Here is a 26,441-nt window from a genome sequence, read left to right on the forward strand (position 1 = left end):
CTCCGATCATCTCAGCCGCTCCGACCCTCCACAATCGCGTTAACGTGGCGGTATGAGCGAGGACTTCAGCACTGCCGTCGAGAGCGTCGACCCGGGACTCCGCATCAACGGGAAGCCGGTGCACACCGGCGAGACCTTCGACCTCCACGACCCGGCCACGGGCGGCACCATCGCGAAGGTGCACTCGGGCGGCACTGCCGAGGCCAAGGCCGCCGTCGACGCGGCCGCGGCCGCCTTCCCGGCGTGGGCCGCCACCACCCCGCGGCAGCGCGGCGAGGTGCTGCGCAGGACCTACGAGCTGATGGTCGCCGACACCGAACGGCTGGCGGCCTTGATGAGCGCGGAGAACGGCAAGAGCCTGGCCGACGCCCGCGCCGAGGTGGCGTACGCCGCCGAGTTCTTCCGCTGGTTCGGCGAGGAGGCGGTGCGCAGCGAGGGCGACTACTCGATCGCACCGGCGTCTGGTGCGCGCACGATCGTGACCCACCAGCCCGTCGGCGTGGCCGCACTCGTCACACCGTGGAACTTCCCCGCGGCCATGGCCACCCGCAAGATCGGCCCGGCGCTCGCGGCAGGTTGCACCGTCGTGCTCAAGCCCGCCAGCGAGACGCCGCTGACGGCGCTGGCGGTGGCCGACCTGATGCAGCAGGCCGGTGTGCCCGAGGGCGCCGTGAACGTCGTCCCCAGCACCGACTCCGGAGCCCTCGTAGGCGCCTGGCTCGAGGACGACCGGATCCGGATGATCTCCTTCACCGGCTCCACGCCGGTCGGCCAGAAGCTCCTCGCCCAGGCGGCCCAGCGCGTCGTCAACACCGGCATGGAGCTCGGCGGCAACGCGCCCTTCATCGTCACCGCCGACGCCGACATCGACGAGGCCGTGAAGGGTGCGATGCTCGCCAAGTTCCGCAACGGTGGGCAGGCCTGCACCGCGGCCAACCGGTTCTACGTGCACGCCGACGTCGCCGACGACTTCGTCGCCCGCTTCGGCAAGGCGGTCGAGGCGCTCAAGGTCGGCCCGGCCTCCGAGGGCAGCGACATCGGCCCGATGATCACCGAGAAGGCCGCCAAGGAGATCAACGCCAAGGTCGCCTCCGCCGTCGCGGCCGGCGCCCGCATCGCCCACCAGGCCACCACCCCCGAGGGTTGGTACGTCGCTCCCACGATCCTCACCGACGTCGCCCCGGACGCGGAGATCCTCACCGGCGAGATCTTCGGCCCGGTCGCCCCCGTCGTCACCTGGACCGACCTCGACGAGATGGTCCGGCTGGTCAACGACACCGAGTACGGGCTGGCGGCGTACCTCTACGCGGGGCGGCTCCAGGACGGCCTCAAGCTCGCCGAGCGGATCGAGGCCGGCATGGTCGGCGTCAACCGCGGCCTGGTCTCCGATCCGTCCGCCCCGTTCGGCGGTGTCAAGCAGAGCGGCATCGGCCGGGAGGGCGCGCGCGAGGGCATCCGTGAGTTCCAGGAGACCCGCTACTTCAGCGTCGACCTGATCTGACCAGGGGCAGCGGATCAGGGCTTCCTGCACCGGAAGGTCGACGGGATCGGACGGTCCTGGCCGGCGAGCAACCAGATCCGGCTGCCGCACGCGGTGCTGACCGGCCGGTAGCGCTGCGCGACGAGCGCACCGAGCTCGTCGCGGTGGGCGCCGACGAAGATGTGGCCGTTGGTCTGCACGATCCAGGTCGGTGCGTCCGGCCCGGCCACCAGCGTGCGGAGCTCGGCGAGGGAGGGGTCGCGCACCCACATCGGGAGCGACCACAGGTAGGGGTACGGCGAGGTCAGCCCGGTGTAGTACTGCACGTCGGCCACGCCGTACAGGACGATCGCGGTGTCCCCGGGTTGGGCGGCGCGGTGGATCGCCAGGCCGATCGCCCGGGCGTCCCGCCACTCGTGCGTCGGCCCGGCGTCGAGCTGGTCGACGAGGTTGACGGCGCACGACACGACGACCACGCCCACGGCGATCCGGGTCAGGATCGAGCGCCCCGCCAACCCCGCGCCGATCGCGACCCACACGGTGGGGCAGATCAGGTAGTGGGACCACGCGCCACCGCCGCCGACGATGCCGATCACGCCGATGACGATGCCCACCGCGACGGCGAGCCCGGCGGCGCTCGGCTCGCGGAACCGGCGCACCGCCGCGACGGCGAGGACGACGACGAGGGGGAGCAGGCCCGAGAGCAGCGCCCGGTCGTCGAGGGACGCGAGCCGGGTGGCCAGTCGGTTGCTGGGGTTCGCGGCGAGGTAGCTGCGCGCGTCGATCCGGAAGGTCACGAGCGCGTCGAACAGCGCGCCGGGCCCGGTCATCGCGACCTCCGACACGACCAGCAGCACCACCGCACCCACCAGGACACCGGCCCCGGAGGCGAGGAGGAGGCTCAGTGAACGCCGTCGCTCGCTGCTGCGTCGGTTGAGCAGGTCGGCCGTCAGCAGCACGGCCACGGCGGCGAGGCCGTCGACGAAGTTCTGCTTCACCGACGCCGCGGCGACGGCGACGAGGCCAGCCGTCGCGGCGAGCACGATGCCGCGCCACCCCGGCGTACGACGTGCCTCGACCGCGGCCAGGAAGGCGAGCGCCGTGACGGAGGCGGCGAGCAGCTCGCCGGGGTCCAGCTCGGCGCCGAACAGCGGCGTCAGCGTCAGGCCGGCGGCGACGGCCGCGGCCCAGACGGGCGATCCGCCGAGGACCTGGACGGCGCGGGCCACCGCGACGATGAGCACCACGACCGCGAGCAGGGCGATCAGCCGCATGACGATGAGGTGGCCGCTCGCGGCGGCCAGGGCGAAGAGGGCGATCAGGCCGGGTGGGCGGTCGACCCAGTAGTGGCCGTACATGTTGGGCCCGCCGTGCAGCCAGGACTGGGCGACCAGGTAGAAGCCGCCGTCGTCGATCGTGGCGGGCCAGGTGAGGAACGGGATCCGCAGCAGCGCGGCGACGAGGGCGATGCCGGCGACGGCCAGCCGCGTCCTGGTCATTCGCCCGGCCGCGGACGCAGGGCCACCGGCCGGCCGAGGTAGGCGTCGAGGGTGGTCCGCACGGAGTCGGTGAACCGCCAGGCGGCGTCCTCCGCGTGGTCCCACATCACCAGCGTCGACTCGCCGACGATCGCCGGCTCGTGGTCCGCGGCCACCCGCAGCTCGAAGCAGGTCGTGAACGAGGAGCGGCTCAGGTGGCCGACCCACATCCGCACCAGGAACGGCTGGAAGGGCACGAAGCGCATCTCCGCGTGGTACTCCACCCGCTGCGCCGCGACCAGGTCCGACACCCCGGCCGGCACGTCCCGGAAGAGCCCGGGCCGGTCGTCGGGGGAGTCGGGCAGCACGGCGTACCGCAGGAACAGCTGGCGCGCCTCGTCGAGGACCCGCATCGCCTCCACGTTGTCCACGTGACCGGCCAGGTTGACGTCCCGCAGGCGTGCCGGGATCTCGCAGTCGAACACATTCCCCACACCCAGGATGATCCCAGGGGCTCCTGGGAGCTTCCTGAGCGGGGTGAAGCTGTGCGCCGGGGCGTAGGTTGTCACTGAAGGGGGTGGGCGACGTCGATCGAGCTCACGATCGCCGCCAGGTCATCACCCGTCGCCTGACCGTCGCCGATCACCCTGATGAGGGTGTTGCCTACGACGACCACGGCCTCGCCGACCCCTCCGTTACCGTCGGGACCATCCACGAACGCCGGCTGGCCAAGCAGCGTTTCAACCTGCCCTCCGTGACCTTGCTCGGCGAGGTCAGTGAACCACTGCTTCTTGTCGTCCGGCGTGTTGGTAGCCGGTTCGAAGTAGACGGAGATGTTACCGAACGTGAGTGCAGGTCCGGTGCCGCAGCTCCAGACGCCCGTCAGGTTGGTCTTGTTGGCGAGTGCGGCGGAAGGCATCCATACCGCAGGCCCTGCCTGCGCGGGAAGGCTCGCCAAAGGCGTCTTCACTCCTCCGAGGCATGGCTTGCCTGGATGAGCCAAGGGGATGAAGTCGTTGACTCCATCCTGGCCCGTGGCCGACGCAGTCGTGGTGGAGTGCTGAGCAGCGCCGCCGAGGACGCCGGTCGCGTTCAGCGTGAGGATCGCGGCTGCGGCTGCGGCCGCGCCGAGCATGCCGGTGGCGAGCATGGGCCGGCGCATTGACCAGCGACTCGGGTGCGCCTTCCGTACGCGCAGGCGTACGCGCTCGACGCCGGCGGAGTCGACGTTGTCGGCCAGGTCCTGCAGGCGGTTCGCGAGGGTCTCGTCAGAGTGCATTTCGGGTGTTCCGTTCGTAGTCGGGATCGTCCAGCGTGGATCGAATGGATGTGAGACCGCGGGCCGCGGTGCTTCGGACGGTCGACGGGGAGATGTTGAGGGCGTCGCCGATCGCGGTGTCGTCCAGGTCCTCGTAGAAGCGGAGGACCAGTACGGCCCGCTGGCGCGGGGGTAGTCGCTGCAAGGCATCCCGCAGCTGTTGGCGCTGGGCGACGAGATCTCCGGGGTCGTCAGTGCCGACCCAGGCGGCCGAGCCGGCGATCTCGAGACTCACCGTGGCGACTCGCCGGCGGCGCGCCTGGGAGAGATGGAGGTTGACCAGCATCTGCCGTACGTACGCGCCGGTGTTGTCGGCGCGGCTCACGGCCGCCCACTTCTGCTGGGCCCGAAGCAACGTGTCTTGCAGGAGATCCTCCGCCGCGGATTGTTCGCCGGTCAGCAGGTAGGCAACACGGAGCAGTCGATCTCCATGAGCAGCGACAAGCTCGTCCATCTCATCGCGAACTCGCATGTCACTCCTCTCGGCTTCGGCTGCCCTCACACCTACTAGACGCCTTGGCTGACCCGAAACGCTGCTTCGGCCTTGGGAGTTTTCTATTGATCCCGCTCGGACCCACCGGTGTAGCTGTTGACCTCGACGTAGTGCCAACCCGGGTCGCTATCGGCGTTTCTCTGCATCTCGTCCCAGGTCGACCAGCCGGTGTTCGCGTGGTATTCGCTCAGGTTGTTGAAGTGCGAATACCCGTTGTCGGTGGTGGCGCCTCGCTCCATGCCCCATCCGTTAGCACCCTGTGTGAAGTCGAGCGGGATGCCGTTGGGCATAAGGTTGTTGCCGTTAAGGAAGGCACTCCAGTAGCCGTTCCGATCCGTGTCGGAGCCCCGGATCGTTGGGGACGTGCCCGAGTCGACGGTGGCGTCAAGCACGGCGCAGCCCGACAGTACGTGATCGCTTCTATAGGCCCAGTAGAAGAGATGGGGCGTGCTGTAGAAGTGGCCGGTATATCCCTGGCAGTTGCTGTACCCGATGAGATAGCCAGCCTCGAACCCACCAAGACCGTTGCTGCTCCATGTGAACAGAGACTGGATGTGCTGACAATCGACACTGGAGACGGGAACGACCCATACGTCGGCTCGTGTGCCGCTGGCGGTGTAGGTCGGACCGCCGTCAACTTGGGCGCCGGAGATGGCCCCCGCATCGCCGTTGTCGACGCACCCGACCCCGTCGACTGCGCTTGCAGCCGGAAGGAGCGAGCCAGGGACGAGACCGGCCGCTGTTGTTACGGCAAGCCCCGCCCCCAGGAGAAACATCGCGGCCTGCTTTGCCAGCGTGCCGTCGAGCCCTGCGTGGCCTTCCCCCTTGCCGCGCGATCGACGAATGAACATGACGTTCCCCGTTCCGGCGGCGCCCGCCGCTGACCCCCAAGGTGCGCCACTGTGTCATACATCACAGTCCGCTGGAGCCTTTTGACGAAATTGCGCGGACCATGCCCGGGCGCCTGCACCGACTCGCGCGCGAACGGCCGCGCCTGGAGTGCACGGAGCTTTGGTTCGCCGCTGCCACACGCAGGTCCACCAGACCCCGTCAGGGCTCGAAGCGGTAGCCCATCCCCGGCTCGTTCCGGAAGTGCACGGGCCGCGCGGGGTCGGGCTCGAGCTTGCGCCGCAGCTGGGCCATGTAGAGGCGCAGGTTGCCCTGGGCCGTCTCGTAGCCCGGCCCCCAGACCTCGGTCAGCAGCTGCCGCTGGGACATCAGCCGGCCGGGGTTGCGGGCCAGCACCTCGAGCAGGTGCCACTCGGTCGGGGTGAGGCGTACGTCGACGCGGGCGCGGGTCACCCGCCTCGCGGCGAGGTCCACGACGACGTCACCGAAGGTGACCGGCTCCGGGTCGTCGGGGCCGGCGTGGCGGCGTACCAACGCACGCAGGCGGGCGAGCAGCTCGTCCATCCCGAAGGGCTTGGTCACGTAGTCGTCGGCGCCCGCGTCGAGCGCCTCCACCTTGTCGACGCTGTCACCGCGACCGGACAGCACCAGCACCGGTACGTCGGACCGCTCGCGCAGCCCGGCCAGCACGTCGACCCCGTCCAGGTCGGGCAGCCCGAGGTCCAGCACCACGACGTCGTACGCCGAGGAGCGGGCCTTGTACAGCGCCTCGATGCCGTCGCCCGCGGTGTCGACGGCCCAGCCGCGCGCCCGCAGGTTGATGCCGAGCGCCCGCAGGATCTGCGGCTCGTCGTCGACGACGAGGACCCGGGGCGCGGTCACGACGCCGCCTCCGCCGGCAGCAGGACGGTCATGGTGAGCCCGCCGCCCTCGGTGTCGGAGGCGACGAGCCGGCCGTCCATCGCCTCGGTGAGGCCGCGCGCCAGCGCCAGCCCGAGCCCGACCCCGGACGCCGTCGTCGTGTCGCCCAGCCGCTGGAACGGCAGGAACACCCGGCCCCGGTCGCCCGGCGCGATCCCGGGTCCGTGGTCGACGACGTGGACCTCCACCCAGTCGTCGACCGCGTCCGCGACCACGGCGGCGGGTCGGTCGGCCGGCGAGAACCGCTGGGCGTTGGCGACCAGGTTGGCGAGGACCCGCTCGAGCAGACCGGCGTCGGCCACGACCGCGGGCAGGTCCTCGGGCAGCTCCAGCACCACCGAGCGCGGGGCGACGTCGAGGTGGTCCAGCGCCTGCGCCACCACCTCCTCGAGCACCGTGGGCCGCAGCCGCACCGGCAGCGCGCCCGCCTGCAGCCGGCTCATGTCGAGCAGGTTGTCGACCAGTCCGCTGAGCCGGTCGAGGGCCGAGTCGGCGGTCGCCAGGAGGTCGCCCCGGTCCTGCTCGGAGAGCGTCACCTCGGCGTCGCGCATGCCCGAGACGACCGCCTTGGCCGTCGCCAGCGGCGTGCGCAGGTCGTGGCCGACGGCCGCGAGCAGCGCCGTACGCATCCGGTCGGCGGCCTCCAGCTCGGCCGCGGCCGCCGCCGCGTCCGCCCGTCGTGCGGCGACGTCGACGACCCAGCTGACCATCGCGGCCACCACCACGAAGGCAGCGACCGCGACGACGTTGTCGGGGTCGTTGATGGCCAGGGTGTGCAGCGGCTCGGTGAAGAAGTAGTTGAGCAGCAGCCCGCTCCAGACCGCGGCCACCAGCGCGGGGCCGATCCCGCCGACGAGCGCGCTGACCACCACCACGACGAGGTACGCCGACACGTCGCCCGCCAGCCCGAGGTGGCCGCGCTGCGCGACGAGGGGGACGACCAGGGCGAGGGGGCCGGCGATCCCGACCAGGTAGCCCACGGTCCGACGCTGCTGGCTGAGCACACCGCCATTGTGACCGGGAGGACGTTAGGGACCTGTTAGCAACCGTTCCGTCCGGGCTCCGGCGGCGTTGGATGGTTCCGTGAGCGAGATCTCGGAGCAGCACGACAGGCCGCACCCCTGGTGGAAGGTCATGTGCCTGACCGGTGTCGACTACTTCTCGACGCTCGGCTACCAGCCCGGCATCGCGTTCCTGGCGGCCGGCCTGCTCAGCCCGATGGCGACGATCATCCTGGTCCTGCTCACGCTGTTCGGTGCGCTGCCGGTCTACCGGCGGGTGGCGCAGGAGAGCCCGCACGGCCAGGGCTCGATCGCGATGCTGGAGCGGCTGCTGCCGTTCTGGCGCGGCAAGCTCTTCGTGCTCGTGCTGCTGGGCTTCGCGCTGACCGACTTCATCATCACGATCACGCTCTCGGCCGCCGACGCGGCCGCCCACGCGGTCGAGAACCCGCACGTGCCGGCGTACCTGCACGGCAAGGAGATGTGGGTGACGCTGTTCCTCGTCGCGCTGCTCGGTGCGGTGTTCCTGCGCGGGTTCGGCGAGGCGATCGGGGTCGCCGTCGCGCTCGTGGTCGCCTACCTGGCCCTCAACGCGGTGGTCATCGCGGTGGGCGTGGTGCACGTGATCCACCACGGGCACGTCGTCCCGGACTGGTGGCACTCGCTGACGCTGGAGCACGGCAACGTCGCGCTGATGATCGCCGTGTCGCTGACGCTGTTCCCGAAGCTCGCGCTGGGCATGTCCGGGTTCGAGACCGGCGTCGCGGTGATGGGTCACGTGCGCGGCGACGCCGACGACCAGCCGACCCGACCCGCCGGACGGATCCGCAACACCAAGCGGCTGCTCACCACGGCCGCGATCATCATGAGCGTCTACCTGATCGCGTCGAGCCTGGTGACGACCTGGCTGATCCCGGCGAGGGAGTTCGGGACCGGCGGCTCGGCCAACGGCCGCGCGCTGGCCTACCTGGCCCACCTCTACCTGGGCGACACCTTCGGTACGGCGTACGACCTCTCCACCATCCTCATCCTGTGGTTCGCAGGCGCCTCGGCGATGGCCGGCATGCTCAACCTGATCCCGCGCTACCTGCCCCGCTACGGCATGTCGCCGGAGTGGGCGGGCGCGACGCGGCCGCTGGTGCTGGTGCTGACCGTCACCGCCTTCTTCATCACCTGGATCTTCGACGCCAGCGTCGACGCACAGGGCGGCGCTTACGCGACCGGTGTGCTGGTGCTCATGACCTCGGCGAGCGTCGCGGTCGCGCTGGCGGCGCGGAAGGCGAGGCAGCACGGCTGGACGGCCGCGTTCGTGGCGATCTCCCTGGTGATGGCCTACACGACGATCGACAACGTCAGGGAGCGACCGGACGGCGTGAAGATCGGCGGGTGCTTCATCGCCGCGATCATCGTCGTCTCGCTCGTGTCGCGGATCTTCCGCTCCCTGGAGCTGCGCGCCACGGAGATCACCTACGACGCCAAGGCCGAGTCGTTCGTGCGCGACTGTGCGCGGCGGAGCATCCGGCTGGTGGCCAACGAACCGGGCGCGCGGGACGTGGCGGAGTACCGGGAGAAGGTGCTGCAGGTCGTCGACGACCACGAGCTGCCCGACGCCGGTGACATCATCTTCGTGGAGGTCACCGTCGCGGACTACTCCGACTTCGAGAGCCGGATCGAGGTGCACGGCGAGGTCCTGCACGACGAGTTCCGGGTACTGACCGTTCGTGCCGCCACCGTGCCGAACGCCCTTGCCGCGCTCCTGCTCGACATCTACGCCCGGACGGGCGTGCGTCCGCACATCTACTTCGAGTGGACCGAGGGCGACCCGTTGGGCCAGCTGGCCCGTTTCCTGCTCTTCGGCGGCGGTGAGGTGGCACCGTTGACCCGCGAGGTCGTCCGCCGCGCCGAGCCCGATCGGCGGCGTCGACCCCACATCCACGCCGGGTGACCCTGGTGCTAACTTTCGCTAGCACCGTGTCCGCGCGGCGCGACGACACGGTGCTGATGACGACCAGGGGGCGTGACCGAGGGTGAGCGACGCAGTGCCGACCTTCCCGCCGAGGCTCACGCCCAGCGAGGCCGCGCTCGAGGTCGCCCCGGGGCTGCTGCCCGAGGTCGACCCGGCCGCGCCCGTCGCGGCGGTCCCGACCGCCGAGCCCGAGTCCACGCTCGGGCCGCGTCCGGTCGAGGCACCGACAGGCGTCGAGATCAGCTACGAGCAGTTCGGCCGCCACTACATCCGCCGCGTGCTCAACCCCGGCCGGGTGGCCGACACGATCGACGCCCTGCTCGGTCCCACCATCGAGCTCGGTCCGATGGGTGCCGGCCCGGGCCGCGCGTTCGCCAGCGTCAAGGTGTTCGGCCGGTTCACGGGCTGCAGCGCCGCCGAGATCCCCGGCGACCTCCTGACGTACGGCGTCGACCTGCCGATCGCCGTCACCTTCACCCTCGAGCTGCCCTTCGACACGCTCACCTTCGACGCCGACGTCGTGGTGCCGCTGCAGCTGGTCGTGCACACCGTCGCCCCGACGACGATCCGGATGGAGCTGCTCACCCCCGCCGAGGACCAGGTGGGCCTGAGCATCCAGCCCTCCACCCGCCGCGGCGCGGTGTTCCAGAAGATGACCGGCCTGGAGTCCGAGCTGCGCCGGTTCCTGCTCAAGGTCGTGCGCGTCGAGCTCGCCAAGCCCTACATCCAGAGGGCGATGGAGCTCGACATGGAGGACCTGATCGAGAAGGCGTGGGACGAGATCGCGAAGAACTTCCTCCCGCAGAGCCCCGAGGACCGCAAGGTCTGACTTCATGTCTTTCTCAGACAGGCCTGTCATCGTCTGAGGTCATGGAGGTACCCGAACAACGCCCGTCCCGCCGCCGGCGCACCGTCATGGTCACCGGCCGCTGGGTCGCCTCGGCCGCGGTCATCGCCGCCATGACCACCGGCGCGGCCGCGGTCAACACCGACGACGACGGCCCGGTCAGCGCCGACTCGATCTCCTACGCCGACCCGCCCGACGACGCGTCCTGACCCGAGTCAGTCGCCCGACGGCACGGTCGCGCTGAGGACCGTCCCGTCGGCGCGCTGGACCCCGGCCGGGTTGACCGGTTCGCCGACCAGCCGTGGCCCCTGGTGCTCGAGAGGTACGACGACCGCCTCGTCTGTCGAGACCGTCACCAGCTTGTCCCGGACCTTGAACGTCACCGGCCCCGAGCCCTCCTCGATCTGGAGCTCCAGCTCGCTCGCCCGGACGCAGACCCGCACCCGGGTGCGGCGCAGCGTGAGCCGGAACGTGAGCGACTCCCACGACTCGGGGAGCCGCGGGTCCAGCTGCCACTGCTCCTCGCCGCGGGCCGCGCCGAGGTCACGGAAGCCACCGAAGCCGCACGCCAGTGCGCTCCACACTCCGCCGGTCGACGCGATGTGCAGCCCGTCGGCGGTGTTGGCGTGCCGGTCGGCGAGGTCCACGAAGAGGGAGCCGAGGAAGTAGCGCAGCGCCAGGTCGGCGTACCCCACCTCGGCGGCGATGATCGACTGCACCACCCCGGACAGCGTGGAGTCGCCCGTGGTGATCGGGTCGTAGTAGTCGAAGTCGGCCTTCTTCTGCTCCGCGCTGAACTCCTCGCTCTGCAGGAACAGCGCGAGCACGACGTCGGCCTGCTTGAGCACCTGGAAGCGGTAGATCACCAGCGGGTGGTAGTTCAGCAGCAGCGGCCGCTTGTCCAGCGGGGTGTTCTCCAGGTCCCACAGCTCGCGCTCGAGGAAGTGCGAGTCCTGCGGGTGGATGCCCAGGAACTCGTCGTACGGGATCGACATGCCGGCCGCGGCCGAGGCCCACTCGTCCGGCTCCTCCTCGCGCAGCCCGGTCCGGCGCACCATGTCGGCGTACGCCGCCGGGTTGTCCCGCTCCAGCTCCCAGACCGCGTGCGCGGCGCGGCGCAGGTTGAAGCGCGCGAGGACGTTCGTGTACAGGTTGTCGTTGACGACGGTCGTGTACTCGTCCGGGCCGGTGACCCCGTGGATGTGGAAGGTACGCCGGGACTCGTCCCTCCAGAAGCCGAGGTCGGCCCACAGCCGGGCGGTCTCCACGAAGATGTCGATGGCGCCGCTGGCGAGGAACTCGTCGTCGCCGGTGGCGCCGACGTACTGGCTCAACGCGTACGAGATGTCGGCGTCGATGTGGTACTGCGCCGTGCCCGCGGCGTAGTAGGCCGAGGCCTCCTGGCCGTTGATGGTGCGCCACGGGAACAGGGCGCCCTTCTGCGCCAGCTCGCGCGCCCGTTGCCGGGCCGCGGGGAGCAGGGTGTGCCGGTAGCGCAGCGCGTTCCGCGACGCCCACGGCAGCGTGTAGGTCAGGAACGGCAGGACGTAGATCTCGGTGTCCCAGAAGTAGTGACCGCCGTAGCCCAAGCCGGACACGCCCTTGGCCGGGATGCCCTGGCCCTCGGCGCGCGCCGCGGCCTGCAGGATCGTGAACAGGTTCCAGCGCACCGCCTGCTGGATGCCCGCGTGACCCGGGATCTCGACGTCGGCGCGCTCCCAGAACAGCCGCAGCCACGCCCGCTGGGTCTCCTGGATCTGCGCCAGACCCGCCTCGCGAGCCCGGACGAGGGTCCGCTCGCAGCGGTCGATCAGCTCGCGCGGCGGGACCGAGTCGGCGTGGTGGAAGGACACCAGCTTGGTGAGCCGGATCGTCTCGCCGGCCTGCGCGGCGAGCTGGTAGATCACCTTCGCGCTGTCCTCGTCGGCGTAGGCGTCGACGCGGGCGGTGGACGTGCTCTCCAGCTGGTGGTCGACGACCACGCCGAGGGTCTGCCCGGACTCCGCGGTGTGGTAGCCGAGCTCGAGCCGGCCGGTCTCCGCGTCGGCGCTGTGCAGCACCGGCACGAGCACACGCCGGTCGAAGGCCGACGCCTTGCGCGGGTCGACGTTCTCGGCGGTCTCGTCCTCCTTGATCAGCTCGCGGTCCTGCCGGTTGAGCAGCTGCGAGGAGATCGTGACCGAGGCCGGCAGGTTGAGCACGGTGACCTCGTAGGTCATCACCGCGAGGTGGCGCTGGTCCAGCGGCACCATCCGGGTGCTGCGCACCCGGATCCGCTTGCCGCCGGGCGTGCGCCACACCAGCTCGCGGGTCAGCGTGCCGTCGCGGAAGTCCAGGACCCGCTCGTACTCGAGCAGGTCGGCCTTCGACAGGTGCAGCGGCTCGTCGTCGACGTACAGTCGGATCACCTTGGGGTCCGGGACGTTGACGATCGTCTGGCCCACCCGGGCGAACCCGTAGGCCTCCTCGGCGTGCAGGATCGGCCAGGTCTCGTGGAAGCCGTTGAGGTAGGTGCCGTCGACGTGGGCGTCGCGGCTCTCCTCGTAGTTGCCGCGCATCCCGAGGTAGCCGTTGCCCACGGTGAACAGGGACTCCGTGGTGCCGAGGTCGGCGGCGTCGAAGCGGGTCTCGACCAGTCGCCACTCGTCGGCGGGGAAGCGGCTGCGGTCCATCGGGTCGGTGGCCGGCGGGGCCACGTGCGAGGCGCCGGGGCTCACCGGACCAGCTCCTGCAGGTCCCGTACGACGACCTCCGCACCGTGCTCCAGCAGCGCCTCGGCCCCGGCGCCGCGGTCCACGCCCACCACGAGGCCGAAGTGCCCGGCCCGCCCGGCGGCCACGCCGCTCACCGCGTCCTCGAACACCACCGTGCGGTCCGGCTCGGCGTCGAGCTCGGAGGCCGCGTGCAGGAAGGTGTCCGGTGCGGGCTTGCCGGCCAGCCCGAGCTCGGCGGCGACCGCGCCGCTCACGACGGTGTCGAAGTAGTCGAGGAGCCCCGCGGCCGTCAGCACCGCCGGCGCGTTGCGGCTCGAGGACACGATCGCCATCGGTGTGCCCTGCTCCTTGAGCTGTCGGAGCAGCGCGAGCGAGCCGGGGTAGGGGGCCACGCCGTCGCGCTCCAGCACCTCCCCGAACAGCTCGTCCTTGCGGTTGCCGAGGCCGCACACCGTCTCCGCGGTGATCGGGTCGGCGGGCGCGCCCTCGGGCAGCGTGATGCCGCGCGAGGCCAGGAAGGACCGCACCCCGTCGTACCGCGGCTTGCCGTCGACGTAGCGGAAGTAGTCCGCGTCCGTGTAGGGCGGCTGTCCCGGCAGGCCGGCGAGGAAGTCGCCGAACATCCGCGCCCAGGCGCGCATGTGGACCTCCGCCGTCGGCGTGATCACGCCGTCGAGGTCGAACAGCGCGGCGTCGTACCTGCTCCAGTCCAGGGTCTCGGGCGGCATGCGCACAGGCTAGTAGGGGTCGCGTCGAGGCGGGAATGAGGCGCATTTGATGGTGGAATGGGGCTCATGGGCCTCATCGGGTTCGCGAAGAACCGCGTCGGAGTCTGGTTGCTCAACCGGACCATGAAGGACGGCATCGACCTCCGCAAGCTGCGCTTCCTGCCGGAGTCGCTGTCCCTGCCGCTCAAGCGTGACGGTCTGGACCCGCTCCCGGCGCTGATGGACGTCCAGTCCGAGGCGCCGGTCAAGAAGCTGGCGACCCTGTTCGGCAAGAGCGTCTGGCTGGTGAGCGGGTACGACGCCGCGCGCGAGGTCCTCGCCGGCGACGCGGACACCTGGTCCAACGACCTCGGCCAGTTCGTCTCCCAGGAGGGGAAGTCCGAGGAGGAGCAGATCGGCGGTCTCGGGATGACCGACCCGCCGCTGCACACGACGCTGCGGCGCTACCTGACGCCCGAGTTCACGATGCGCCGGCTCGCCCGCCTGCAGCCCGGCATCGAGGAGATCGTCGCCAAGCGGCTCGAGGCGATGGCGTCCGCGGGGGCCGACGGCGGGGCGGTCGACATGGTGCAGGAGTTCGCCTTCGCGGTGCCCTTCGACGTGATCTGCGACCTGCTCGGGCTGCCGGTCGACGACCGCGCCAAGTTCCTCGAGCTCGGCGTGGCGCGCTTCGACCTGAGCGAGGGCGGTGCCGGCGCGTTCGGCGCGCAGAAGGGGACGCGCGAGTTCCTCATCAACGCGGTGCGCGAGCAGCGCGCCAACCCCGGCGACGGCCTGATCGGCGCGCTGCTGAAGGAGCACGGCGACGAGCTGGACGACCTCACCCTCGGCGGCATCGCCGACGGCGTCTTCCTCGGCGGCTACGAGACCTCCGCCTCGATGCTCGCGCTCGGCACCTACCTGATCGCCACGAACCCCGAGGCCGGCCGGATGCTGCGCTCGGACCCGGAGTCGGTCGACAAGGTGGTCGAGGAGCTGCTCCGGCACCTGTGCGTCGTCCAGCTGGCGTTCCTGCGCTTCGCGAAGCGCGACGTGACGGTCGGTGGGGTCACCATCCACGAGGGCGACGCCGTCGGTGTCTCGCTGATGGCCGCCAACCGCGATCCCGTCCTCGGCTCCGGTCTCGGCGACTTCGACCCGACCCGTGAGCCCACGCGGCACCTGGCGTTCGGCTGGGGCATGCACCGCTGCGTCGGCGCCGAGCTCGCCCGCATGGAGCTGCGGACGGCGCTGCGGATGCTCGCCGAGCGGTTCCCGGACCTCTCCATGGCCGCCGACCTCGACGACCTCGAGTTCCGCAGGCTGTCGGCCGTGTACGGCGTCGAGGCGCTCCCGGTCTTCACCGGCGACCGCGTCGGCGCGCCCGCCTGAGCGCCTGCTCCCTCGGCGGCGCGTAGGTCCGTCGTACCTGACCAACGCGTTGGTTCTGCGCCGGAAACCCAACGCGTTGGTCAGGTACGACGGTGCCTCAGAGCAGCACGGACCGCGCGAGCCGCTGCAGCCGCGCGATGTGCCGCTGGATCGGCTCGTCGCGCGGGTCGAACGCCCGGCTCAGCGCCATGCCGCGCAGGCTGGTGAAGATCACCTCGCGCAGGTCGCGGAACTCCGGGTGGGCGGCCAGCTCCTCGCCGAAGTAGCCGTCCGCGGCCCGGCGTACCTCCGCGGCGAGCTCGCGCTCCAGGGGCAGCAGCTGGGCGCGCAGCTCCTCGTGGTTGCGGGCCGCGAGCCAGAGCTCGGTGGCCGCCCAGAAGTAGCCGCCCTGGGTGAAGCAGGTCGACAGCGTCTCGACGGCCGCGTCGATCCGCTCGCCCGGGTCCTCCGGCCAGGTCGTGTCCGACGTCAGCTCGGCGATCCGGCTGCTCGCCAGCTGGTGCGACGCCGCGATGAGCAGGTCGTCGCGGGAGGGGTAGTGGTGCAGCAGCCGGCCCCGGCTCACGCCCGCGCGGTCCTGGATCCGCAGGGTGGTCGCGCCGGCGTACCCGTGCTCGACGAGGACGGCGACGGCCGCCTCGAGGATGCGCCGGCGTACGTCGATCGACCGGCTCTGCACCGTCCGCGTCGCGGGTGACGTGGCGCTCATTCCCTGACTCCCTTGGTGACAGCCGCCGATGTCGTCGCTAGGCTCCGAGCCATCAACCAGTCTGTGCTGACTGGTTTCACTCTAGCGAAGGAGGCCGGGCCGATGAAGCTCGGAATGATCATCAACTACGCCGGCGAGTTCGCGGAGACCGTCGAGCTGCTGCAGGCCTACGAGCAGGCCGGCCTGGAGATGGTGGCCATCCCCGAGGCCTACTCCTTCGACGCGGTGAGCCAGCTGGGCTTCGTGGCTGCGAAGACCGAGAGGCTCGAGATCATGAGCGCGATCCTGCAGGTCTACTCGCGCACGCCCGCGCTCCTGGCGATGACCGCCGCCGGCCTCGACCACGTCTCGAACGGGCGGTTCACCCTGGGCCTGGGTGCGTCGGGTCCGCAGGTCGTCGAGGGCTTCCACGGCGTCAAGTACGACGCCCCGATCGGCCGCACCCGCGAGGTCGTCGAGATCTGCCGCACGATCTGGAAGCGCGAGGTCCTCGACCACGCCGGCAAGTACTACAAGGCGCCGCTGACCAAGGAGGACGGCGGCACCGGCCTCGGCAAGCCGCTCAAGCTGATCAACCACCCGGTGCGCAGCGACATCCCGATCTCGATCGCGGCCCTGGGCGAGAAGAACGTCGCCCTGGTCGCCGAGATCGCGCAGGGCTGGCAGCCGCTGTTCTTCCACCCGGGCAAGGCGGCCAACGCGTGGGCCGACGCGCTCGAGGAGGGCTTCTCGAAGCGCGACCCCGGCCTCGGCGAGCTCGACATCCAGCTGCAGATCCCGTTCTCGGTCGGGGAGCCGTCGCCGGAGGCCGTCGCCGCGGTCCGCAACCAGCTGGCGCTCTACATCGGCGGCATGGGCGCCCGCGACAAGAACTTCTACAACCAGCTGGCCTGCCGCTACGGCTACGAGTCCGAGGCCAAGGACATCCAGGACCTCTACCTGTCCGGTCGCAAGGCGGAGGCCGCGGCCGCCGTACCTCAGGACCTGGTCGACGCGGTCGCCCTCTTCGGTGACGAGGACCAGCTGCGGACCAAGCTCGACGCGCTGGAGGCCGGCGGCGTGCGCACGCTGCTCACCTCGCCGGTCGCGCCCGACGACGCGGACAAGGTCGAGCACATGCGGGTCCTGGCCGGTCTCCTCCAGGAGCGGCGCACGGCCGGGGCGGCCTCGTGAGCGGGCGCTTCGGAGTCACCTGCGACGGCCACGTCGCCACGGTCGAGCTCGTCGGCGCCGGTGGCAAGCCGGTGATGGACACGGCGTACTTCGCCGAGCTGCGGGAGACCGTCCGTGCGCTCGACCGCGACGACGACGTCCGGGCGATCGTCCTCACCGGCACCGGCGGGCACTTCGCGTTCGGGCTCGACCTGGCGGAGGCGGCCGGCAGCTTCGGCCGGAGGTCGACGCTCCCCGGTGCCCGCGGACGCGTGGAGTTCCTGGACGAGATCCGCGACCTGCAGGACACCGTCACCGCGGTGGCGGCCTGCCGCAAGCCCACCATCGCCGCGATCGAGGGCTGGTGCATCGGTGGCGGCGTCGACCTCGCAGCGGCGTGCGACGTGCGGATCAGCACGGCAGGCGCGAAGTTCAGCGTCCGGGAGGTCAAGGTCGCGATCGTCGCCGACCTCGGCAGCCTGCAGCGCCTCGTCGGCATCATCGGCGACGGCCACCTGCGCGAGCTCGCCCTCACCGGCGACGACATCGACGCGGCGCGTGCCGAGCGGATCGGCCTGGTCAACACCGTGTACGCCGACGGCGACGCCCTCCGCGCCGCGGCCGCCGACCTGGCCGGCCGGATGGCTGCCAACTCGCCCCTGGTGACCAGCGGCATCAAGGACGTGCTCGACGCCGAGCGCGGCCCGCGGGTCGAGGCCGGCCTGCGCTACGTGGCGGTGTGGAACTCCGCGTTCCTGATGAGCGACGACCTCGACGAGGCCGTGGGCGCGTTCCTGGAGAAGCGGCCGCCGGCGTACCGCGGGCAGTAGGTCCCGACCTCCACCGAAAGACCACGGGGGAGCGGCGCGATGACATACCGTGCGCGGGTGCATCGCCTCTCTCGGTCGGTCCTGCTCGTCGTCCTCGGTCTCGTGCTCGGCGGCCTGCTGCCCGCGCCCGCCCACGCGTCGTCGTACGCCGGCAACGGGACGCTCGTCGTGCTGCGGATGAGGGCCGCGATCAACGCGCTGCAGGTGGCCGCCGAGACGCCGAACGGCTACGACCGCGACCTGTTCCCGACCTGGACCGACCAGGACCACGACGGCTGCGACACCCGCGCCGAGGTGCTGCAGCGCTCGTCCACGGTGCCGGTCACCCAGAACCAGTACTGCACCGTCGAGACCGGCCGCTGGTACGACTGGTACGACGACACCACCTACCTGCGGGCCTTCCAGCTCGACATCGACCACCTCGTCCCGCTGGCCGAGGTGTGGGCGTCGGGCGGGAAGCGGTGGACCCCGGCCCGACGCGAGGCCTACGCCAACGACCTCGCCGACCCGCGCACGCTGGTGCCCGTCTCGCTGCACGCCAACCGCTCCAAGGGCGACCAGGAGCCCGACGAGTGGATGCCGATCGACCACCCCTGCCGCTACGTCCGCTCGTGGGTGGTCGTGAAGACCCGGTGGGGCCTGGCGATCGACCGCGCCGAGAAGGCCGACCTGCTCCGGATGGCGACCTACTGCGGCAACCCGACGCTGCGTACGCACGTGGCGACCGTCACCTCCTGACTGCCATTTCAGGTCCCCTTCATGAAGGGCCACCTACCGTCCTCGCATGACTGAGCGCACTGCCGAACGCACAGCACCCCGCACCTTCGTCGCCCCCAAGGTGCCGGAGGTCTTCGTCCTGTTCTGGGTGGTCAAGCTGCTGACCACCGCGATCGGTGAGACCGGCGCCGACTTCATGGGCACCACGAACCTGGTGCTGGCCGCCGTGGTCGGCATCGGTGGGTTCTTCATGGCGCTGTGGTGGCAGCTGCGCGCCTCGACGTACAGCCCGATCCGGTACTGGACGACGGTGCTCATGGTCGCCGTGTTCGGCACGATGGTGGCCGACGGCCCGCACGTGGTGCTCGGTACGCCGTACTACGTCGACTCCTGCGTCTACCTGCTCGCGCTCGTCGCGGTCCTGACCTGGTGGCGCCGGAGCGAGGGCACCCTGTCGGTGCACTCGATCACCACGGCCCGCCGCGAGCGGTTCTACTGGGCGACCGTGCTGCTGACCTTCGGTCTCGGCACCGCGCTCGGCGACACCACCGCGATCAACATGCACATGGGCTTCATGGGCTCGATCATCCTGTTCGGCGTGCTCATCCTGGTCCCGCTGGCGGCCTGGCGCCTGGGCGCGAACGCGGTCGTGTGCTTCTGGGCGGCGTACTCGCTGACCCGGCCGCTCGGTGCGAGCGTCGCCGACTGGCTGGCACACGCCAAGGACCAGGGCGGCGTCGCCCTCGGTACCGGTCCGGTGACGGCCGCCGGGCTGCTGGCGTTCGGCGTGCTCGTCGCCTACCTGTGGCGCACGCACGGCGACGAGGAGGGCCACCACGCCCTCGCCCACGCCGAGCCCGAGGACATCACGGGGCAGCAGGAAGCAGCAGTCGTACGCCGCGCCAGCGACCCTCGCTGACCAGCTCCAGCCGCCCGCCGGCCGCCTCCGCGGTCGAGCGGGCGATGTCGAGGCCCAGGCCGGTCGACCCGCGGTCGCTGCGACCGCGCTCGATCGCCGTCGCCGGGATGCCCGGCCCCTGGTCGAGGACCTCGATCCGCCAGTCATCGCCGTCGGCCGTGACCTGCACGCTGATCGAGACGCCCTCCGGGGTGTGCGCGATCGCGTTCTCGATCAGGCCGTCCAGCGCACCGGCCAGGTCGTCGGCCACGAGCCGGACCTTCGCCGGGGTGTCCGGCACGGTGACGGTGCAGCTGCGCTCCTGGTCCTCGGCGAGCGGCTTCCAGAAGGCCACCCGATCGCGGACCACGGCCGCGGCGTCGCACGCGGGGTGCAGCCCCTCGCGGTCGCCCCGCCGCGCGGCCCGGATCAGCTGGGTGAGGCTGCGCTCGACCAGGGCGACGTGCTCCTCGAGCTCGAGCCGCTGCAGCCCGTCGGGCAGGGCCTCGACCCCCAGCCGGACGGCGGTGAGCGGCGTACGGAGCCGGTGGGAGAGGTCGGCCGCGTTCTCCCGCTCCATGGTGAGCAGCTCCTCGATCCGCGCGGCGAGGGCGTTGAGCTCCTCGGCGACCCGCGCGACCTCGGGCGGCCCCGCCACCGGCGCCCGCGCGTGCATCTCACCGCGGCTCAGCGCGCTCGCGGTGTCCGCGGTGAGCCCGAGCGGGCGGGTGATGCGGCGGCCGACGAGGTCGGCGGCGAGCCAGGCCAGGGCGAGCAGGAGCAGGGCCACTGCGCCGATGCCGAGGTTCTGCGCGCGGACCGTGCTGCCCACCGAGCCGTAGTCCACGGTCGCCACGACCCGGGCACTCCCGCCGTGCGCGGCGCAGAACACCTGGACCACCCGTCCGTCGTCGATCGTGGCCGCCTGGGGACGCGACACCGCCCCGAGGTCGTGGTTGTCCCGGTCGTGGTCGCCGAGGGCCGGCGCCGGGACCCGCAGCGCGGCCGCACGGGCATCGGCGCTCAGCGGCGCTCCGGCCATCTGGCCGCCGGGCTCGAGGACGGTCACCGGGGTGCTGACACGGTCGTTGAGCCGGTTCAGGTAGAGCTCCAGCGTCGGACCGTTGTAGCTGCTCGTGGTCATGTAGTCGGCGGTGCCCTGGGCGGCGTACGTCGCCCGCTGCTCGGCCTCGGCGTACGCCTTGTTGCGGAGCAGCAGCGCGATCGGGATGCTCGCGAGCACGATGACGAGCGCGGCGGTGCCGACGCCGAGCACGGTGACCTGGGTGCGCAGCCTCATTGGGGCGCCCCCGGGTCGACCAGCTTCACGCCCACCCCACGCACGCTGATCAGGTAGCGCGGCTCGGCCGCGGTCTCCCCGAGCTTGCGGCGCAGCCAGGACAGGTGGACGTCGACGGTGCGGTCGGCGCCGCCCCACGGCTGCCGCCAGACCTCGGCGAGGAGGACCGGCTTGGTCACGACCTCGCCCGCGTGCTGCATGAGGAACTGGAGCAGGTCGAACTCCAGCCGGGAGAGCTCCAGCGGACGGCCGGCGAGGGTGGCCTCCCGGGCGCGACCGTCCAGGACGATCTCCCCCACGGTCAGCTCGGGGGAGGAGCCCGGGGCCTGCGTCGTACGACGGAGCACCGCGCGGATCCGGGCGTCCATCTGGGCGACCGAGAACGGCTTGATCAGGTAGTCGTCCGCGCCGGCGTCGAGCAGCCGCACGACCTCGCGGTCGTCGTCGCGCGCCGTGGCCACGATGACCGGCACGTCGCCGAGCGCGCGGACGACGCCCAGCACCGACTCGCCCTCCATGTCCGGAAGCCCGAGGTCGAGGACCACCACCTCCACCGGCGCCGCCGCGAAGGCGCTGACCGCCTCGGCGCCGTGCGAGACCGGTGTGACGACGTGACCGAGGGAGGACAGCCCGCGGGTGAGCGCCTGCCGGATCGCTCCGTCGTCCTCGACCACCATCACCGTCGCCACGCCTCGAATGTAGTGATCCTCAGCAGCCTCTGGGCGATCCTTGACGTGCTCTTGACGTGGCGTTGGCGCGAGCCTGACCCCGGGATGGGGAGGCTGTCCCCATGTTCAACGTGATCAACGGCCTGCCTGTGCACCCCCTCGTCGTCCACGCCGTGGTCGTGCTGCTGCCGCTCGCGATCCTGGGCACCATCGCCCTCGTCGTCCGGCCCGCCTGGCGCCGGTCGTACGGCCTGCTGCTGGTCGGCTGCTCGCTCCTGGCGACGTTGCTCATCCCGGTGGCGACCTCCAGCGGCGAGTCCCTCGAGACCCACGTCGGCGACCCCGGCAAGCACGCCCAGCTCGGCGACCAGCTGATCTGGTTCGCCCTGCCCCTGCTGCTGCTCGACGTCGTGCTGGTCGTGCTGGACCGGCGCGGCAAGGTGGGCAACCCGCTGAAGGTCGTGGGTGCGCTCGCGATCGTCGCCGCGCTCGCGGCGGGCGTGCAGGTCTACCGTGTGGGTGACTCCGGTGCGCGTGCCGCGTGGGAAGACCAGGTTCAGAACACCGTTCCCGCCAGCGCCGCTGGCAACTGAGGCGACTCGAGGAGAGACATGACCGACAACGCCCTTCCCCGCCGTAGCATCGTCGCCCTGGCCGGCGCAGGAGCAGCGGTCCCGCTGCTCGCTGCCTGCGGCAGCAAGGGCAACCAGGTGGCGGGTGACCCGAATGCTCCCGCATCGACTCCGGCGACCTCGGCCGCGACCACCGGGACGGGCGGCGGGAACGCGCCGTCCGGCACCCAGCTCGGCGCCACGTCCGCCATCCCGGTCGGCGGCGGTGCGGTCTTCGCCAGCGAGTCGGTCGTGGTGACCCAGCCGACGAAGGGCCAGTTCAAGTGCTTCAGCTCGATCTGCACCCACGCCGGGTGCTCGGTCGCCGCCGGCGCCACGCTGGACTGCCCGTGCCACGGCAGCAAGTTCTCCATCACCGACGGCTCGGTGCTGCAGGGCCCGGCCGCGACGGCGCTGCCGGAGAAGAAGATCACGGTCTCCGGCGGCGAGATCTACCTGCAGGCCTGAGCCCGCGCGGGACTTACTCGGGGGGCGTGAAGTCCGGGTCCGCGAGCAGGTAGCGGGTGAGCCGTCCGTCGCGGCCATGCGTGGCGGAGTGGACCGGTTCGGGAAGCATCCGCCCCTCGGCGGTGTCCCAGAACCGATCCACCCTGCGGGCGACCTGCCGCGCCGCTCGGCCGGCGAGGCCCCGGTGCGGCAGGTACGGGTGTGGTCGGCTCGGCGCCCGTGACTCGTCGGTGTAGAGGCGCTGCGCGATGCTGCGGCGTACGTCGGGGGAGGCCGTCAGTCGCCTGACCAGGGACTCCTCCATCGCGAACCAGGCCTCCAGCTCGTCGTGGACCTCGCCCCATACCGAGGTCCACGGCGTGCGGATGTTGTACGTCGACCCGTACAGCTTGCCCTTCGCTTCGGCCAGCGCGGCCTCCAGCCGACGGCTCTGCCGGGCGAACTCCTTGGCGAACTGACGCCCTTCGGGAACCTGACGTGCCACCGCAGGGAGCAGCACGGCGTTGGCCGCCGCGACGTGCCGGCTGGCGCTGGCCAGGAACCGGTCGGTCGCGGGGAATCGGTCACGGGGCCGGTCCCGGGTGGGCCTGCTCTGCCGGGCGTGGGCCAGCCGCGCCGCGAGCACCTCGTGGGTCAGTTCGACATTCGCTGAGAGTTCGTCCTGCATCTCGTCGTCCGATCACTATCCCTGTTTTTCAGTGTGCGCCGGTCGCCGGGAATGCGCAACGGCCCGGCCGCTCCTGAGGAGCGACCGGGCCGTGGTGCGTCGTACGGGTCCCTACAGCTGCGGGAAGGTCGGGTACTCGACGCCGGAGATGTACTGCACGGTGCGCAGCACCTGGCAGGAGTAGCCGAACTCGTTGTCGTACCAGACGTAGAGGATCGCGCTGTCGCCGTCGACGATCGCGGCGTTGCCGTCCACGATCGAGGCGGCCCGGGCGCCGACGAAGTCGGTCGAGACGGCGTCGTTGGCCTGGGTGTAGTCCAGGGCGCGGGCCAGCGGGCCGACCAGCGAGGCCTTGCGCAGGTGGTCGAGGACCTCCTCGCGGGTGGTCTCCCGCTTGAGCTGCAGGCTGAGGATCGCGATCGAGACGTCGGGGGTGGGGACGCGGATCGAGTTGCCGGTGATCTTGGCCTGCAGGTCCGGCAGGACCTTCGCGACGGCCGACGCGGCGCCGGTCTCGGTGATGACCAGGTTGAGCGGCGCGGAGCGACCGCGGCGGTCGGCCTTGTGGTAGTTGTCCAGCAGGTTCTGGTCGTTGGTGAACGAGTGCACCGTCTCCACGTGGCCGCGGATGATGCCGAACTCGTCCTCCATCGCCTTCAGCGGCGGCACGATCGCGTTGGTCGTGCAGGACGCGCAGGACAGGACGGTCTCGTCGAGGTTGGTGTCGAGGTGGTTGACGCCGTGCACGATGTTCGGGACGTCGCCCTTGCCCGGTGCGGTCAGCAGGACCTTGCGGATGCCCGGGCGCAGGTGCTGCGAGAGGCCCTCGCGGTCGCGCCACTTGCCGGTGTTGTCGATGAGGATGGCGTCGTCGATGCCGTACGCCGTGTAGTCGATCTCGCTGGGGTCGTTGCTGTAGATGACCTGGATCTCGTTGCCGTTGGCGATGATCACGTTGCGCTCCTCGTCCACCGTGATCGAGCCGTTGAACTGGCCGTGGATCGAGTCGCGACGCAGCAGCGAGGCGCGCTTGGCGAGGTCGCCCTCGCCGCCCTTGCGGACGACGACGGCACGCAACCGCAGGCCGTTGCCCGAGCCGGTCTTCTCGATGAGCAGGCGCGCGACGAGGCGGCCGATGCGGCCGAAGCCGTAGAGGACGACGTCGGTGCCGGCCGGGGTCTCGTGCTCGCCGATGGCGCCGGCGAGGGCCTCGGCGGTGAAGGCGGCGACGTCGTCGGGCTCCCCCGCGGCCTTGTAGGCCTTGAGCAGCAGCGCCAGGTCGATCTTGGCGGCGCGCACGTCGAGGTCGGCGATCGCCTCGAGGAACGGCATCGTCTGGACGACCGAGAGCTCCTCGCCCTCGATCTGGCGCGCGAAGCGGTGGATCTTGAGGATGCTGACCGCCGACTTGTTCATCAGCGACCGGCTGTGGAGCAGGATCGTCAGGTCCTTCTCCCGCTGCAGCTTGCCGATGATCGGGATCATCGCCTCTGCGGTCGACTCGCGGTTCTTCCAACGGTCGAAGATGTCCTCGTTGACAGTCACTGCATCCCCTTCGGGCTCCGGAAACTCCCCGCGATCGTAGGGGAGCGCGGCGGGCGGCGGGGAATCAGCGTGAGCGTGAGATGCCGCTCACGACGGTCGCCCAACGGTCGTCGTCGCGATGGGTCGTCGGGATCAGGTCGTGGGCGGCGAACAGGGTGGCGACCGCCTCGGCCTGGTCCTCGCCGGTCTCGACGAGCACGGTGCCGCCGGGCCGCAGCCAGCGCGGTGACTCGGCGGCGACGCGGCGGATCAGCTCCAGGCCGTCCTCGCCCCCGTCGGTGGTGAACGGGGGCTCGTGGTCGCGGGACTCGGCCGGCATCAGCCGTCGGGCACGGGTGGGCACGTACGGCATGTTCGCGAGGAGTACGTCGACGGTGCCCGCCAGCGCCGCCGGCAACGGGTCGAAGAGGTCGCCGATGTGGACCTTCCCGGGCACGTCGGCCAGGTTGCGGTGCGCGCACGCGGTGGCCGTGGGATCGACGTCGACCGCGTGCACGGCGACCTCGCCGGGCGGTCGGGTGCGGGCCAGGGCCAGGCCCAGGGCTCCGCTGCCGCAGCCGAGGTCGACGACCGTCGCCTCCACTTGCTTGCCGGCAGGTAAGTGCTTACCTGCCGGCAAGCAAGCGGCGGCGACCTCCACCAGCAGCGCCGTCCGCTGCCGAGGGATGAACACCCCCGGCTCGACCGCGACCCGCACCCCGGCGAAGTCGACCCAGCCCACCACGTGCTCCAGCGGCTCGCCCCCGACCCGCCGCTCCACCATCGCCTCGAGGTCCTCGGGCGACCCCGCCGACGACCGGAGCACAGCTGCCTCGTCCTCGGCGAAGACACAGCCGGCGGCGCGCAGCCGGGTCACCAGCGGGTCGAGTTCGGGCACCCGCCCAGTGTCGGTCATCGCACCGTTGCCCGGATGCACGACACTGTCCCCATGCGACCGCAGGTCGTCGCCCACCGGGGCGCGAGTCATGAGCTGGCCGAGCACACGCTGGGCGCCTACCTGGAGGCGTTGGAGGTCGGTGCCGAGGGGCTGGAGTGCGACGTCCGGCTGACCGCGGACGGACACCTCGTGTGCGTGCACGACCGGGACCTCCGGCGTACCGCCGCGAGCAAGGGGGTCGTCTCCCGGATGGAGCTGGCCGACCTCTCCGAGCTCGACTTCGCGGCCTGGAAGAACCCGTGGGCCGACCTCGACGACGAGGCGCCCGACGAGGACGAGAACCTCCGCGGCGTCCTCACCCTGCGCAAGCTGCTCGAGACCGTCGCGGACTACCCGCGCCGGGTCGAGGTGGCGATCGAGACCAAGCACCCGACCCGCTACAGCGGGCTGGTCGAGAAGCGGCTGGTCGAGATGCTGCGCGAGTTCGGCTGGCACACCGAGGGCGCCCCGATCCGGGTGATGAGCTTCTCGAACACCGCCCTGCAGCGCGTCCAGCGGCTCGCTCCTGAGGTCCGGCTCGTGCAGCTGCTCGACCGTCCCAGCTACTGGCCGGTCCTCAAGCGCACCACACCGCCGGAGTGGATCCTCGGCCCCGGCATCCGGATGCTCGAGCAGAACCCCCGCACCCTGGACTCGATGGTCCGCTCCGGCCGCGACATCCACGTCTGGACGGTCAACCACGAGTACCAGCTCAAGCTGTGCCGGGCCGCCGGCGTGAAGGCCATCATCACCGACCGCCCGAAGTTCATGCTGGGCCTGCTCGATCAGTAGAT

At 71.2% G+C, this 26,441-nt stretch carries 27 protein-coding genes; 12 read left to right on the forward strand and 15 right to left on the reverse strand.

Annotation, left to right across the window (positions count from 1 at the left end; translation table 11 throughout):
• Nucleotides 1-52: 52 nt before the first annotated feature.
• Nucleotides 53-1,501: an NAD-dependent succinate-semialdehyde dehydrogenase gene (locus tag ACYVAQ_RS03135; RefSeq protein WP_460786992.1), complete on the forward strand. Its 1,449-nt coding sequence runs from the start codon at nucleotides 53-55 to the stop codon at nucleotides 1,499-1,501.
• A 14-nt stretch (nucleotides 1,502-1,515) separates the two neighbouring features.
• Here ACYVAQ_RS03135 and ACYVAQ_RS03140 read toward each other — a convergent pair whose 3' ends face one another.
• From ACYVAQ_RS03140 to ACYVAQ_RS03170, 7 genes are all read right to left on the reverse strand, one after another.
• The gene (locus ACYVAQ_RS03140; RefSeq protein WP_460786993.1) at nucleotides 1,516-2,979 is read right to left on the reverse strand and encodes a hypothetical protein; all 1,464 of its coding nucleotides are present in this window, start codon (nucleotides 2,977-2,979) and stop codon (nucleotides 1,516-1,518) included.
• Nucleotides 2,976-3,452, reverse strand: a complete 477-nt coding sequence (locus tag ACYVAQ_RS03145; protein WP_460786994.1) for an acyl-CoA thioesterase — start codon at nucleotides 3,450-3,452, stop codon at nucleotides 2,976-2,978. Before ACYVAQ_RS03145 ends, ACYVAQ_RS03140 begins: the two co-directional genes overlap by 4 nt.
• A 71-nt stretch (nucleotides 3,453-3,523) precedes the next feature.
• Nucleotides 3,524-4,237: a hypothetical protein gene (locus tag ACYVAQ_RS03150; protein ID WP_460786995.1), complete on the reverse strand. Its 714-nt coding sequence runs from the start codon at nucleotides 4,235-4,237 to the stop codon at nucleotides 3,524-3,526.
• Complete coding sequence (locus ACYVAQ_RS03155; protein WP_460786996.1) at nucleotides 4,227-4,748, reverse strand: SigE family RNA polymerase sigma factor; 522 nt, start codon at nucleotides 4,746-4,748, stop codon at nucleotides 4,227-4,229. Before ACYVAQ_RS03155 ends, ACYVAQ_RS03150 begins: the two co-directional genes overlap by 11 nt.
• A gap of 83 nt (nucleotides 4,749-4,831) precedes the next feature.
• On the reverse strand, nucleotides 4,832-5,620 hold the full coding sequence (locus tag ACYVAQ_RS03160) for a hypothetical protein (RefSeq protein ID WP_460786997.1): 789 nt from the start codon (nucleotides 5,618-5,620) through the stop codon (nucleotides 4,832-4,834).
• 199 nt (nucleotides 5,621-5,819) lie between these two features.
• On the reverse strand, nucleotides 5,820-6,500 hold the full coding sequence (locus tag ACYVAQ_RS03165) for a response regulator (protein ID WP_460786998.1): 681 nt from the start codon (nucleotides 6,498-6,500) through the stop codon (nucleotides 5,820-5,822).
• Nucleotides 6,497-7,543: a sensor histidine kinase gene (locus ACYVAQ_RS03170; RefSeq protein ID WP_460786999.1), complete on the reverse strand. Its 1,047-nt coding sequence runs from the start codon at nucleotides 7,541-7,543 to the stop codon at nucleotides 6,497-6,499. Before ACYVAQ_RS03170 ends, ACYVAQ_RS03165 begins: the two co-directional genes overlap by 4 nt.
• A gap of 79 nt (nucleotides 7,544-7,622) precedes the next feature.
• Between ACYVAQ_RS03170 and ACYVAQ_RS03175 the strand changes: the two genes are divergently transcribed.
• The 3 genes from ACYVAQ_RS03175 to ACYVAQ_RS03185 all read left to right on the forward strand — a co-directional run bounded on the left by ACYVAQ_RS03175 (nucleotide 7,623) and on the right by ACYVAQ_RS03185 (nucleotide 10,562).
• The gene (locus ACYVAQ_RS03175) at nucleotides 7,623-9,485 is read left to right on the forward strand and encodes an APC family permease (RefSeq protein ID WP_460787000.1); all 1,863 of its coding nucleotides are present in this window, start codon (nucleotides 7,623-7,625) and stop codon (nucleotides 9,483-9,485) included.
• Nucleotides 9,486-9,567: 82 nt separating this feature from the next.
• Nucleotides 9,568-10,335, forward strand: coding sequence for a hypothetical protein (locus ACYVAQ_RS03180; RefSeq protein WP_460787001.1), 768 nt, complete (start codon nucleotides 9,568-9,570; stop codon nucleotides 10,333-10,335).
• A 41-nt stretch (nucleotides 10,336-10,376) separates the two neighbouring features.
• Nucleotides 10,377-10,562, forward strand: a complete 186-nt coding sequence (locus ACYVAQ_RS03185; RefSeq protein ID WP_460787002.1) for a hypothetical protein — start codon at nucleotides 10,377-10,379, stop codon at nucleotides 10,560-10,562.
• A gap of 6 nt (nucleotides 10,563-10,568) precedes the next feature.
• Here the strand turns inward: ACYVAQ_RS03185 and ACYVAQ_RS03190 are convergent, their stop codons facing one another.
• Both ACYVAQ_RS03190 and ACYVAQ_RS03195 read right to left on the reverse strand, forming a co-directional pair.
• Nucleotides 10,569-13,049, reverse strand: a complete 2,481-nt coding sequence (locus tag ACYVAQ_RS03190; RefSeq protein ID WP_460787071.1) for a glycoside hydrolase family 65 protein — start codon at nucleotides 13,047-13,049, stop codon at nucleotides 10,569-10,571.
• Nucleotides 13,050-13,066: 17 nt separating this feature from the next.
• Entirely contained in the window at nucleotides 13,067-13,795 is a 729-nt protein-coding gene (locus ACYVAQ_RS03195) for an HAD family hydrolase (RefSeq protein WP_460787004.1), read from the reverse strand.
• Nucleotides 13,796-13,861: 66 nt separating this feature from the next.
• On the opposite strand from ACYVAQ_RS03195, the gene ACYVAQ_RS03200 reads away from it, so the two are divergent.
• Nucleotides 13,862-15,166: a cytochrome P450 gene (locus tag ACYVAQ_RS03200; RefSeq protein ID WP_460787005.1), complete on the forward strand. Its 1,305-nt coding sequence runs from the start codon at nucleotides 13,862-13,864 to the stop codon at nucleotides 15,164-15,166.
• A 97-nt stretch (nucleotides 15,167-15,263) separates the two neighbouring features.
• Here the strand turns inward: ACYVAQ_RS03200 and ACYVAQ_RS03205 are convergent, their stop codons facing one another.
• Nucleotides 15,264-15,875 (reverse strand): TetR/AcrR family transcriptional regulator, encoded by a 612-nt coding sequence (locus tag ACYVAQ_RS03205; RefSeq protein WP_460787006.1) that lies wholly within the window; start codon nucleotides 15,873-15,875, stop codon nucleotides 15,264-15,266.
• Between the two features lie 102 nt (nucleotides 15,876-15,977).
• Here ACYVAQ_RS03205 and ACYVAQ_RS03210 point away from each other — a divergent pair, with 102 nt between their 5' ends.
• From ACYVAQ_RS03210 to ACYVAQ_RS03225, 4 genes are read left to right on the forward strand one after another with little or no spacing between them, the layout of a single operon-like run.
• Complete coding sequence (locus ACYVAQ_RS03210) at nucleotides 15,978-17,048, forward strand: LLM class F420-dependent oxidoreductase (RefSeq protein WP_460787007.1); 1,071 nt, start codon at nucleotides 15,978-15,980, stop codon at nucleotides 17,046-17,048.
• Nucleotides 17,045-17,857 carry a crotonase/enoyl-CoA hydratase family protein gene (locus tag ACYVAQ_RS03215; protein ID WP_460787008.1) on the forward strand — a complete coding sequence of 271 codons (813 nt, stop codon included), beginning with the start codon at nucleotides 17,045-17,047 and terminating at the stop codon, nucleotides 17,855-17,857. Before ACYVAQ_RS03210 ends, ACYVAQ_RS03215 begins: the two co-directional genes overlap by 4 nt.
• A 57-nt stretch (nucleotides 17,858-17,914) precedes the next feature.
• Nucleotides 17,915-18,595 (forward strand): HNH endonuclease family protein, encoded by a 681-nt coding sequence (locus ACYVAQ_RS03220; protein ID WP_460787009.1) that lies wholly within the window; start codon nucleotides 17,915-17,917, stop codon nucleotides 18,593-18,595.
• A gap of 46 nt (nucleotides 18,596-18,641) precedes the next feature.
• Nucleotides 18,642-19,493 (forward strand): COG4705 family protein, encoded by an 852-nt coding sequence (locus tag ACYVAQ_RS03225; RefSeq protein ID WP_460787010.1) that lies wholly within the window; start codon nucleotides 18,642-18,644, stop codon nucleotides 19,491-19,493.
• On the opposite strand, the gene ACYVAQ_RS03230 is transcribed toward ACYVAQ_RS03225, so the two are convergent.
• Together ACYVAQ_RS03230 and ACYVAQ_RS03235 are read right to left on the reverse strand one after the other, a co-directional pair.
• Nucleotides 19,441-20,772 carry a HAMP domain-containing sensor histidine kinase gene (locus ACYVAQ_RS03230; RefSeq protein ID WP_460787011.1) on the reverse strand — a complete coding sequence of 444 codons (1,332 nt, stop codon included), beginning with the start codon at nucleotides 20,770-20,772 and terminating at the stop codon, nucleotides 19,441-19,443. The two genes, ACYVAQ_RS03225 and ACYVAQ_RS03230, sit on opposite strands and share 53 nt — an antisense overlap.
• Entirely contained in the window at nucleotides 20,769-21,461 is a 693-nt protein-coding gene (locus tag ACYVAQ_RS03235) for a response regulator transcription factor (RefSeq protein WP_460787012.1), read from the reverse strand. The genes ACYVAQ_RS03230 and ACYVAQ_RS03235 overlap by 4 nt, the downstream gene beginning before the upstream one ends.
• A 101-nt stretch (nucleotides 21,462-21,562) precedes the next feature.
• Between ACYVAQ_RS03235 and ACYVAQ_RS03240 the strand changes: the two genes are divergently transcribed.
• Both ACYVAQ_RS03240 and ACYVAQ_RS03245 read left to right on the forward strand, forming a co-directional pair.
• Nucleotides 21,563-22,033 carry a DUF2231 domain-containing protein gene (locus ACYVAQ_RS03240; protein WP_460787013.1) on the forward strand — a complete coding sequence of 157 codons (471 nt, stop codon included), beginning with the start codon at nucleotides 21,563-21,565 and terminating at the stop codon, nucleotides 22,031-22,033.
• Nucleotides 22,034-22,051: 18 nt separating this feature from the next.
• Entirely contained in the window at nucleotides 22,052-22,519 is a 468-nt protein-coding gene (locus ACYVAQ_RS03245) for a Rieske (2Fe-2S) protein (protein ID WP_460787014.1), read from the forward strand.
• Nucleotides 22,520-22,532: 13 nt separating this feature from the next.
• Here ACYVAQ_RS03245 and ACYVAQ_RS03250 read toward each other — a convergent pair whose 3' ends face one another.
• The 3 genes from ACYVAQ_RS03250 to ACYVAQ_RS03260 form a co-directional block, all read right to left on the reverse strand.
• Nucleotides 22,533-23,186 (reverse strand): hypothetical protein, encoded by a 654-nt coding sequence (locus tag ACYVAQ_RS03250; protein ID WP_460787015.1) that lies wholly within the window; start codon nucleotides 23,184-23,186, stop codon nucleotides 22,533-22,535.
• A gap of 111 nt (nucleotides 23,187-23,297) precedes the next feature.
• Nucleotides 23,298-24,731 carry a glyceraldehyde-3-phosphate dehydrogenase gene (locus ACYVAQ_RS03255; protein WP_460787016.1) on the reverse strand — a complete coding sequence of 478 codons (1,434 nt, stop codon included), beginning with the start codon at nucleotides 24,729-24,731 and terminating at the stop codon, nucleotides 23,298-23,300.
• Between the two features lie 64 nt (nucleotides 24,732-24,795).
• Entirely contained in the window at nucleotides 24,796-25,608 is an 813-nt protein-coding gene (locus ACYVAQ_RS03260; protein ID WP_460787017.1) for a putative protein N(5)-glutamine methyltransferase, read from the reverse strand.
• A 51-nt stretch (nucleotides 25,609-25,659) separates the two neighbouring features.
• Between ACYVAQ_RS03260 and ACYVAQ_RS03265 the strand changes: the two genes are divergently transcribed.
• Nucleotides 25,660-26,439 carry a glycerophosphodiester phosphodiesterase gene (locus ACYVAQ_RS03265; protein WP_460787018.1) on the forward strand — a complete coding sequence of 260 codons (780 nt, stop codon included), beginning with the start codon at nucleotides 25,660-25,662 and terminating at the stop codon, nucleotides 26,437-26,439.
• The last annotated feature ends 2 nt before the right edge of the window (nucleotides 26,440-26,441 follow it).

The organism is Nocardioides maradonensis (assembly GCF_054777115.1).